Raw genomic sequence first — 11469 nt, 5'->3', positions numbered from 1 at the left:
TATGAGCAAAGTATTTAATGAAACAGAGCTTAACCTTAAAAGCTCGGTTATAACCTCGTTTTTAGGTTCTACTGTTACCAAAGGTATCTGTTATGCGCTGATTGTAGGTCAGATGGGACTTTTAGCCAGAGTGGCCAGAGCTGATCTGATTTTGCCGGAGAATCAGCAGGAGAGAATTTTCAAGGCAAAGAGTACTGCTAACTCTAAAGGCTATGAGTGGACACGCAATCTGCAAAACAACGCTTTAAGCACCAATATATCTGCAGGGGGAGACATTTCCTTTAACAGCATTAAGCTTGATGACTCCTCAAATGTATCTGCAGCGAAGGTTAACAACATTAAAAGCACCAACGGTAGGGGACAGGAGAGCAGACTTAATCTTTATGACCTGTCTCCGGACTCATCCAAATGCCGAAATGGCGGTGACTGCGGCAAATACTATGCTGATGGTAAACTGCCTAATGTTCAGTCTCTGCAGGGCGTTTACACAGAAGATGCAAGTGTTGCCAACGAGAACGCTATTGTCGAGTACGCTCAGAGTTCCCATGACCGCTTAGATGCAGACGTGAAGAACAACAATAATTCCAATATGTCAGTTCAGTCCCATGTCTATGCGATTATGAACGATACTGCAAAACTTAATAAGCCTAATCTTGCAGAAGATCCAATGTTCAACAATGCAAAGGCTGTTATTGGTGGTTCGGTACAGAATGTGTTCTCTGACTGTGGCAAGACCGAGAACTTTATCAAGGGACTTAAAAAGACACGTCATACTTCGGTTTACAAGAGCTGTGTAGAGGATGCTGTGGCGACCTGTACTCTAAGGAAACAGCCAGCCTTTCAGGTTTTAGGCTATTTTGGTACCAGCGGTAAGCAGATGTTCGGTTCATGTGGTGAAAACTGCACGAAGTATTACCTTGGCGATATGCCACACGCTAAAGATTCTAATTATCAGCAGAGCATGACAGCGGGCAGCTGTGCAGCACATACTACTAACTCTACACTGACTATCAACAGTCTTGAGTCAATCAGAAAAGTTAAGATCACCAACATCACCTACGCGGGAACTGTAAAGGTAAAGATTGACCGTTCCGCCCCGGGGATGCCTTTAACTCACCTCTTTAGCTACGATGCTTACGGTAGTCCCAATAACCATGGGTGCGTGCAGAATCATCCTTACGTGCGCATGGACTTGAATCTGGATATTACAAGTTTCTTTCAGACCAAAGAGTCTAATCCGATTGTGGACTTCACCATTGAATACACCGGAGCTAAGCCGATTATTGAGGTTGAGGTTATCTATGATCCCAAATATGCTGTCAACAACGACTATTGGACGGGTTCAGATGACTGTCTGAACAGAGCGGCTGCAGTGTATAAGGGAGAGCTTGAAGGCTCAATCGAGTGTAAGGACTCTTTAACTCTGCTTGATGGTTATGTCTATTCCAACGGTATTATGGTTAAGGCGTCGGCTTTAAAGTCAGAGTATGGATTATCGTCAGCGTGTACCTCTGCAGAAGTGAATGTCACCGATGAGAAAGCGGATTTTCTGAAGGGGCAAACCTTATGCTCTGAGCTCCGCAAAAACGGCTGTGGTTACGTCTCTGAACACTGTGAACAGGAAGGATACAACGGAGTGGGCTGCAAGCTCTCTTCCTATGTCTATGACTGTGGTTATGACAACACCATCAGCAGTGAGTCAAAAGCTATTTCCTGTCCGGGCAAGGTTGAATGCCAGGGCAAGGACTGTATGAATCTCTTGATAAAAGAGGAGGGCAATGCTCAGGACTTTAACAAGGCATTGGCTCTTCTAAACGAGAGTCAGCAGTCTGCAACCGAGGCTTCGTGTACCCGAGATGCCAACAACAATCTTTCCTGTACCTTCTTCCCCGGGGAACGCTCAGAGTGCTCCAACCAGAAACTGCTTGGTATGAGCAACGATTGCTGTGATCCGGACGGTATGCCGATGCAGGATATTCGTGGTCAGATTGCCGGAGCGGTTTATGCGTCAAAGGTCTTCTTCGTAAAGGACATGGCACTGACCAACGACATTTTTGACAATTCCGTGGGCTCTATGGACTCCTATTTCAGTTCAGCCGTTGGCGGTTCTGCATCTCAGACAGAGATGGGCGGAGGTGGTTCACCTACACAGTTTGTGGTCGGAACTTTATGGGATGTTTTCAAGAACTATACCGGAGTTGGACAGTCCTTTACTAAGGTACAGAACAAGCTTAATGCTCCGATTGTGAATACTCTCAATAACATCATTCCTTACGCCGGTGAAATCTATGCGGGCATTGAGGATGCCGGCATTAAAATGCTTGTTACCAATCTCATTTCCAAATTTGTTGAGGAGGCGATGCAGGAAATCTACAATGAAATTGTTGAGTTTGCTGTGGAGCAGCTTGGTCTGGATGCTGCCGGTGGCGGTAGTGCTGCAGTCGGTGCGGGTACGGAAACTGCTGCAAATGCCATGGGTGCTGCCTTGTCTGCCTGTCTGATGTGGATTGCCATTATCTATGCGGTTTACTGTATTGCTAAACTCGTCATTACAATCATGATTCAGTGTGATGAGGACGAGTATACGGTGGCATCCAACATTCAGCAGAAACTCTGTGATCCGGTAGGTGGCTACTGTGCCCACAAGTTCTTAGGCTCATGCAAGGAATATAGAAATGTCTACTGCTGTTTCAAATCACAGCTTTCACGTATCCTCAACAAGCAGATAAGGTATTCTCTCAACGGTTTACACATGATTTATCCTAACGATGCACCGGCTCTGGCTTGGGGCGGTGGCAAGTATGCAGTTTGTAACGGACTTACTCTATCAGAGATGCAGAATGCAAATTGGAAACTTGTTGATCTGACTGAGTGGCTGACTTTGCTCAAGGCATCCGGCAAGCTGTCCTCGGATAATATTAACCTTGATTCGTTAAGAGATAATTATCTTCCTACAGGAAAGTACAACTCTGCGGGTGGTATCAATTCAAGCAATATCCAGCCGGTGAAGTAACAGAGTAGGGCAAATCAATAAAGAGAGTCACAATAAACAAAATGGAGAGAGGAAATATCTCGAAAGAATGAAAGCTATAATTTCGTAAATTATAATTGAGTATATATAACTTTTTTTACACATTGTCTTGAGAGGCTTTATGAGAGTATTTTCTTTATTTTTTTCTTTCATCTTTATTCTGACTCCTTTTCAAGGCAATGCCAGTATTCTTGACAGTTTTAGAGGTTTATTTTTATCTAATTATTCAGAAGAAGAACTTAGCAAATTACCTTTAGAAAAATTAGATTCAATGTGCATAAAAGATAACATTGCTGAAGCTTGTAATTTTTCTGGTTCAAAACGTGCTGTGGTTAGTTCTAGCGATAAAAATTGGGATAAAGCAGAGCAATTATTTAGTAAAGGGTGTGAATTAAACAACCCAACGAGTTGTTATAAATTAGCAAGACTATACAAGCTAGGAGTAATAAAGGATAGGGATGAAAAAGATTCGACTTCATATTATGAAAAAGCCTGTGAATTGAAAGATCTCAGGTCTTGTCTAGACATAGCTAGATATTATTCTCGTGAAAAGAATAGCACCTTAGCGGAAAAATATATTGATATAGGAAAGAGTCTTTCATCAGAGGATTGTAAAAAAAACAATAGGACAGCATGTACTCTTTACGCCTTATTCCTTATAGAAGATAAATCGGATTTAAACGATACGGATCTAACTGACAAAATGTTAGAGACTGAGTGTTTAAATAATGATGCCACAGCTTGTTTTGAAAGAAGTATGTCTCTTAGTTGCAAAAATAATATGAGGAATTGTTCTAAATTTGGTGAAAAAGCTTGTGAATTAAACAGTCCAGAGGGGTGTTATTTTGAGGCTGTAGTTGGTTATGTGGCTTTGGAAATGGGATATAAAAATGACATTAGTCAAGAGACGCTAGATAAATATACAAGAGAAAGTAAAATTGCATGTGAAAGTAATCTGCCTCAAGGCTGTGATCTTTTGGGAGGAATATATTCGCATGAAGAAAACAAAAACAAAAGTTCTTCACTTGCAAGCAAATATTATTCATATGGTTGTGAGTTGAAAGTCGATAATTCTTGTTTAAGATTAGGTCATTTCTATTATCAAGGAATAGGTGTTGATAAAAACATTCCTCTTGGACTTGATTTTCTGGAAAAATCCCTTGAATTAGGTAATGCAAAGGCTGGTTTCTATTTGGGAGAACATTATCGTAAAGTAGAAGGAAACACATACAAATCTATTGATTATTTTAAGACTTCTTGTGATAAGAAATTTTCTCCATCATGCGACACTCTTGGAAATATTTATTTATTTTCTGATGGTAATCAAAAAAACATTCAGTTGGGGCGGAGTTTTATGGAGAAATCCTGTGAGTTGAAGAACGGAAGATCATGTGGAGTTCTTGGTCTAATGTACTATCTAGGAGATAGCTTTCGTCAAGATTATTCTAAGTCCTTAAATTTTGCTGATAAAGCTTGTGAATTAAATGACGAAGTTGGTTGCTTTATAATGGGAAATTTGGCTCTTAAAGCAAACAAAAATGTTAAAGCAAAAGATTATTATGGAAAAGCTTGTGATTTAGGTTTAGAAGAAAGTTGCAAAATGTATAAAGACATGAAATAGCAGAGGGATCGTTAAATACCATCAAATTGGAGAGTTAAGGAAAAATGCGGCTGATACTTTTTAGTCAGCCTCCAATCTCTCTAAATCAAAAAAAAGAAAGCTAATTAGCTCCGAGATAGAGAATTGGAGATCATTTACCTACTTTAGAAATACTATAACAACTTGTCTTATCTCCGAGCTTACATCCCTTTTCGTAATATTCTTTTGCCAATGCTAGATTTATAGGGACTCTTTTTCCGACTTCGTACATTACCCCTAGGCGATAGCAACCAACACTAACTTTTAAGTCACACCCTTTTTCGTAGTAACTTTTCGCATATTTACTATCGTTAGCTACGATTGTTCCTGAATGATATTGATTAGCTGCTTCGACACATCCTTCACCGATATTAAGGTCACACGCTTTTTCAAATAAATGGAGTGCTTTTAGTTTTTCTTTTAAATCTGGTTTGTTATAAAAATGTCTTCCTGCTCCATAACAACCAATACCATCGTTTAAATTGCAAGCCTTCTCATAGTAATTTATAGCAAGATCTAGATTTGTCTGAACTCCCTTTCCGGTTTCGTAAAGAATTCCTAGATATACGCAGCTATAACTGTTCTTTAATTCGCAAGATTGCTCATAGAATGACTTTTCATCGGTAATTTTCTGATTGGATAGATACTCTCTATCAATAATAGATTCATCCTGTTTGATGATTTTTATCTCATCTTCAATGAAGGACATTGTCTTGTTTAATGCTATTTGCTCCATGTTTGATTTTACAAACATAAGTCTTTTTTCTTTTATGTCTCTTTTGCTGTTGAATGTGTATTTATCAAAAAACACGCTGCTAAATTTGCATAGTGATTGTGCATCAGCTTGATTTCCTTTGTTTGCCATTTCTACGAACGAAGCGGCTTCTAGCTTTGATAAAGTGTGCAAGTAGTCCTTAATACTTTTTTCGACTAATTTTCTATAAAGAACATCTGATTCTGGTTTTTCTAAATAGGCGTATTTATTTTTTAGGTTATATAATTCATTTTCATTTTTATAGAGAACTGACTTTATTAGATTTGACTCTGCTCGGAGTTTCTTTTTCAATAATTCAGTAGAGGCTTCTTTAACTATTTCAATAGATTCCTCTTGTGTTACATAGCCTCCGAATATGATTTTTTTACACGTGTTGTATTGTTTATTCTTGTATAGAGCATTAAAAACTTGTTTGTTGTATGAAATGAAAGCCTCTAATTCGTCATCGCTTAGTACATAGTGGTATTTAGCTAATAGGTATTCTGCAATTTGATTTGCTCTTTGTGCGAAGATTAACCAGAACTCTTCAAGAGATGTTCCGGCTTTTATAATATTGTTCTTTTTGAGATCTTGATAAACAACCCAGGCAAAACGTTTATCAGCAAATAACAGAGAAGCTGCAGTACTCATTAAATCAATTTTTTCTTTTGGAATATTTGAGTATTTTTGAGTAAAGATTTCTCTGAACTTGTCAGAATTGATGTTACTAATTTCTGTCCTAGCGTATTCAAAATACTGTGGGTTTAATAAATTAGATTCTGTTGGGGGATCAATAGGTGACTCCTTATTCAGCAAAGGAGTCATGTAAGTTAATGCAGAACAACTGATTAGATGATCTAAAGAACAGGCTTTCTCAAAATACTCATTGGCTTTTTTGTAATCTTGCTTAGTTCCGTCTCCCCAGAAATAGGCGTCCCCGACAATGTAGCAAGCTTCATTATTTTTGTTATTGCATAATTCGATATTCTTTTTTATTAAAGAATCATCTGCAGCTACGCTCTGTACCAACATAGCCACAATAAAAGCACTTATATGTATTTTCAGTTTACTCATATATTTCAAAGAAATTGGAGAATATAGAAAAAGAGTTGTTCAATTTATCTTCACGAAATCCATATTTGAGTTATAGGAAGAATTTGTCCTTTTTACTGTGACGAAATGAGAAAAGCTGAATTTTGCATTTTATATATAGAGCGATAATCGATTTTAATTCCCCTTAAGCAGTCCTATCAGAGCCTTTATTTATGCAAGAATGAGTTGCAACTAACTATAGATACAAGGTTCTGTAAATGAGGAAAATCACACAAGTCGTAATTTCAATCTGCCTTCTTACAATATTGATGATAGAACAGACAGCAAATGCTGTTGAGGTTCTTACTGATACCGGTCAACGCCAGACCGTTGTTGAACGTACAAAGCAGTATGCAGGATCAGTCGATGCAATCCGTGTTCGTAATGAAATGTCTGCTGTTTTCAAGAAAGATTTAAAGAAAGGCAATGGTTCTTCTTTCACCGGAGCAAATGCAAAATGTGGCGGTTTTACTACTTCTGTTTGTGGCGTTCCTTGTTGCGGAAAGACCGAGTGTGAGTCTGTCTGCCGTGCTAATACCACTCTTGCCCATGGCAATACCTGTACCTCGCCTTACAGGACTTCAAGATGCGGAATGTCATGCTGTGGAAAGCAGGATTGCGATACTGTCTGTGACAACTACAGAACAAGCACAGTATCCAAAAAGAACTGCGGTGGGTACGTTAAGACTGCAACCGGTCAGGACTGCTGTGGTTTTGATGACTGTCGTAATCGTAGTTGTGGCGGACAGACTTCTGTTATCAGTGCAGACTTTGGAAAGGAGCTTGAATGCTGCGGTGCTGAGAATTGCAAGGATGTTAAATGCGATTATCAGCACTCAACAGAAGTGGTTTCTGGCGGCACTGTTAAATGCTGTGGTACGAAAGACTGTTACAGTAAATACTGCGAAGGTCAGACTTCTGTCGACAGCAAGGTTGATCCCAACAAGAAGAATCTGCAGTGCTGCGGTAAGGTCAACTGTCACAATGTTGAATGCAATGGCTATGTAACCACCAAAACACCTCACGGACAGGAGGAATGCTGTGGTTATGACGATTGCAGAAACAAAGAGTGTGAGTATGAATTAAGCACTGTGAACTATGAGGGCAAGACCGTTGCCTGCTGTGGTAAGCAGGACTGTAAGACAAAAGCTCTGCCTAAAAAATATGAGCAGCCGGTACAGGCCTGTAAAACTATCAAACAGACTTGTTCACACACTACTACAAGACGTGAGTTCAGTGGTTGTGGTACCGCTGGCTGCCTTGTTTCACACACTGAATATTACGACTGCAGTTATAGCTCTTGCTGTAATACAACTCAGGAAACCTATTTTAGTTATTATGTCGGTGGCAGCCCATATCCGCCTTCGTCCAATTGCTCTGTAGAAGGTTTTTGTTCTACTTCATCAAGTACGTACCACTGTACTTTAAGATGTAAAGGCGCGATAAGATCTTGTCCTACTAAAACTAAAACCTGTCTGGAAAGGTCTTATTCTTATTCCAACGGAAGTTATCCGGTTCAAACTACATACTGTACCCGCTGGAGCGATGGTTCTTCCGGAGGAATTATTGGAGTTGGCTATCGCTAAAATAAGCCCCTTCCAATAGCCTTTTTCATGTTCAGTTCTGAATAATGATCCCATAAAAACGACAAGGACTGAACATGAAGAAAATCTGCATAATTGGCGGTGGAATTATGGGTATGACCACCGCATTAAAACTCTCCTTAAACAAAGACGTTAAAGTAACCCTTATAGAAAAGGAAAACGAGCTTGGCGGCATGGCAAGATCATTCCGACTCAAGAATGGTCAGACTGCAGATTGTTTTTATCATTATTTCTGTCAGAGCGATAAGCGACTGTATAAGCTTATTGATGAGCTCGGTTTAAGGGGTGATCTATCCTTTACTAAGCTTAAAACTGGGCTACTCTCCCAAAGAGAAGGCAATCTTGAAATCCAACCCATGGATTCCTGTATTAATCTTCTAACCCTAAAACATATTCCGCTTATCGACAGACTGCGTTTTATGCTCCATGTCTTTTACATCTCCCGCTTATCCTCAGACCATGTCGATGATCTTGTGACCGCTGAAAGTCATTATCTGAAATGGGAAGGGGAGAGAGCTTATAAATTCTTCTGGAAGTATCTTCTGGATAAGAAATTCCATAAATACGCTGCTGAAATCTCCTATGCCTGGCTCAATAACAGAATCATGCGTGCCTTAACCAACAAAACTTTTATGGGAAACACCTATTACGGACGACTCAACGGCGGTATACATACTCTAATCAGTAAACTTGAGAAAAGACTGATTGACCATGGGGTAGAGATCATTAAGGGAAATCCTGTTTCAGTAATCAGTTTTTTAGAAAAATCTTTTACCGTGACGGTAAATAATTTTTCAGCAACTTTTGATAAAGTTGTGACCACTATACCCCTTCCTTATCTTAGAAATATCATCCCCGATATTCGTGTTCAGAGCGCTGAACAGTACCGAATAAACAACATTGGCTGTGTCTGTCTTTGCTTTGTCCTGAACAAACCGCTTACAGAATATTTCTGGCTTAACACTGACGTTAACGCATGGGCTATTCCTGGGATAGTAGATTTCTCTAATTTTAAGAACACTGACAGCAACCTTATCTATATGCCTTTATATCTTCCTCATGACCATGGATTATGGCAAAAGCCCGATAGCGAGCTTATAGCCATGGGGCGGGAATATATCGCTAAGATAAGCGACTGCGTGATTACTGAAAGCTACGCTCACCGTTACGAATACGCACAGCCTATCTTTACCACCAAAACCTTTTCAAAGATTAAATCTGTCAGATCACCTGTTCCGGGGCTGTACTGTGCCGACACTACCTTTTCCTATCCAAATGACAGGTGTCTTGATGAGAGCATAAAGATTGCCGAACGTATCTTAAGAGAGCTTGAAGGAGAAATCTAATGAACAGAATTCAACGTCTTACCATATACATTTGCGGTGCGCTGTTAATCTTCTTCGCCTTTCCGTATGTAAGCTACATCATGTCCTCCGGACAGGAGGAATCCTGGCAATTTATGATGAATTTTGCTGCAGAGCGGGGATGGAAGTTCGGACGTGATCTGTTCTTTCCTTACGGTAATCTTAACTATCTGATTTTCCCTTATCACATCGGTCATCAGCTTGAATACTCTATAGCCATATTCACAGCGTTATACGCCGTATACATCACCCTTATAGTTGCCTTGATCAGACAGACCATAAAGAACACCGTTAACGCTTTTCTATTTGCCATAGCCTGTGTCGTCATTGAGCCTTTCTACATTACGACAGAAATCTTCATGGTGCAGATCATGATGCTGCTGATGTATTTCGTTACGACACGAAAGAGTGTGTTAAGCGCAGTCGTTTATGTGGTGCTTTATGTAATGCTGTTGCAGACAAAGTATCTGGAGTTCTTCGCTGCGACAGGTATGCTGCTTGTGTATTATGTGGTAACGCTATGGCATAAACGCTTTGGTTTAGAAACTCTGATTATGTCTTTAGCTATAGCCATGGCTTTAGTCGGGTATCTTATCTACAATCCAAGCCTTTACGATATGGTTGAGTTCTTTAAGGGAATGTATTTCATCTCAAAGGGACAGACTATTGATCATAACTTTTCTTATGAAAGTGCTCGTGAATGGACGGTCTGTTTTGTTCCTTTATTTATCCTCTGCTGGGGCTTGTTCGCATACTTTATTTTAAAGCATAGACGTGATTATCTTGGCTATTACCTTATTATCTCTGCGGTAATATATTTCTACTTTAAAGAAGGCTTTGTCCGCCATGGAGGGTATCAGTGCTTTATGGGCTTTGGTCTTCTGATATCTTCAGTATGCCTTACCATAAATCTTGAGGAGTATAACTTTAAACGCTGTGTTAGAAGTACAAGATTATGTATGAGCGTAGGCTTATTTGGAATGACGCTAATCACTTCTGGTTACAGTTATCTAACCCAGGGCATTAAGAATTTTTACGACCCACATTCTAACTTTATTAACCTTGAGTTAATGAGTCAGTTAAAAAGACTAACTCCGGATAATGAAGTCCATAATTATCTGGTAGATAAGGTAATGAGCTCTCTAGAGGATAAGAACTTACGACAGCCCAACCGAGTTGTTAAACTTCTCTCAACTATTGATGAGTACAAGAAAGCGTTTAATGACCATGGCGAACAGTGCTCACGTCTATCTCCAGAAACAGCAAAGATTATCGGAGATAAGCGTTTTACTTCTTTCCCTTCAGAGCTGACTTACGCTTATCATTATCCAAACTATAAAGTAATGCCGGGACTGCAGGGGCATAATTCCTATCATCCTTTCTTAGAGCAGAAGAATGTTGAGTTCCTACAGGGAAGTGCTGCGCCTGAGTACATTATCTATCAGATCGGCTATCTGACTGATCACCGTTATCCATTGATTGAAAATCCTGGAACTCTTGAGGCGATTCATCGCAACTACATCAAAATCGGACAGTCTAAGACCATTGAATACGGTGGAATTACAAACTATCAGACGCTGCTTAAACGCAGAGTTATTCCTCTCTCTGAGCCAAAGTTTCTGTTAATGGCGGTTACAGAGGTTGAGGGAAATGAAGGAATTGCTATCCCAAAAGATGCAACTTACATGGAGTTTGAATATGAGCTTGGAGTATTAGGTCATCTTGCAACACTATTCTGGAAAGTACCGGAGATAACTCTTTCTTCCTATAAAGGGGAGAACATGATTTATAAGGGCGATATTGTCATCGACAATCTGACACAGAAGACTCCGCTGCGTTTCTTTATGGAATATCCTTTAAGTGATCCTTTTGACAGTTACAGTTCGCAGCAAAGTGAAATTGATACCTTTAACCTTACAGGAAAAGGTCTTAAGTACATCAAGAGCATTAAAATAAAGTGGTACAGAGCCGTTTAATGCGGAAAT

6 protein-coding genes are annotated in these 11469 nt (G+C 39.7%); 5 read left to right on the top strand and 1 reads right to left on the bottom strand.

The window, feature by feature from the left end; genetic code table 11:
* Position 1 precedes the first annotated feature (1 nt).
* Both traN and BM308_RS00600 read left to right on the top strand, forming a co-directional pair.
* Positions 2-3013, top strand: coding sequence for a conjugal transfer protein TraN (gene traN, locus BM308_RS00605; protein WP_074942367.1), 3012 nt, complete (start codon positions 2-4; stop codon positions 3011-3013).
* Between the two features lie 139 nt (positions 3014-3152).
* Positions 3153-4652: a tetratricopeptide repeat protein gene (locus BM308_RS00600; protein WP_074942366.1), complete on the top strand. Its 1500-nt coding sequence runs from the start codon at positions 3153-3155 to the stop codon at positions 4650-4652.
* A gap of 130 nt (positions 4653-4782) precedes the next feature.
* Here BM308_RS00600 and BM308_RS13160 read toward each other — a convergent pair whose 3' ends face one another.
* A complete protein-coding gene (locus BM308_RS13160; protein ID WP_083425375.1) occupies positions 4783-6498 on the bottom strand; it encodes a tetratricopeptide repeat protein in 1716 nt (571 codons plus the stop codon).
* Between the two features lie 236 nt (positions 6499-6734).
* On the opposite strand from BM308_RS13160, the gene BM308_RS00585 reads away from it, so the two are divergent.
* The 3 genes from BM308_RS00585 (at position 6735) to BM308_RS00575 (ending at position 11460) form a co-directional block, all read left to right on the top strand.
* Positions 6735-8102: a hypothetical protein gene (locus BM308_RS00585; protein WP_074942365.1), complete on the top strand. Its 1368-nt coding sequence runs from the start codon at positions 6735-6737 to the stop codon at positions 8100-8102.
* 74 nt (positions 8103-8176) lie between these two features.
* Positions 8177-9466 (top strand): FAD-dependent oxidoreductase, encoded by a 1290-nt coding sequence (locus BM308_RS00580; protein ID WP_074942364.1) that lies wholly within the window; start codon positions 8177-8179, stop codon positions 9464-9466.
* On the top strand, positions 9466-11460 hold the full coding sequence (locus BM308_RS00575) for a hypothetical protein (RefSeq protein WP_074942363.1): 1995 nt from the start codon (positions 9466-9468) through the stop codon (positions 11458-11460). Before BM308_RS00580 ends, BM308_RS00575 begins: the two co-directional genes overlap by 1 nt.
* The last annotated feature ends 9 nt before the right edge of the window (positions 11461-11469 follow it).

Origin of the sequence: Succinivibrio dextrinosolvens (genome assembly GCF_900116345.1) — a bacterium.
GTDB lineage: Bacteria > Pseudomonadota > Gammaproteobacteria > Enterobacterales > Succinivibrionaceae > Succinivibrio > Succinivibrio dextrinosolvens_B.
This window is presented reverse-complemented; position numbering and strand designations above follow the sequence as displayed.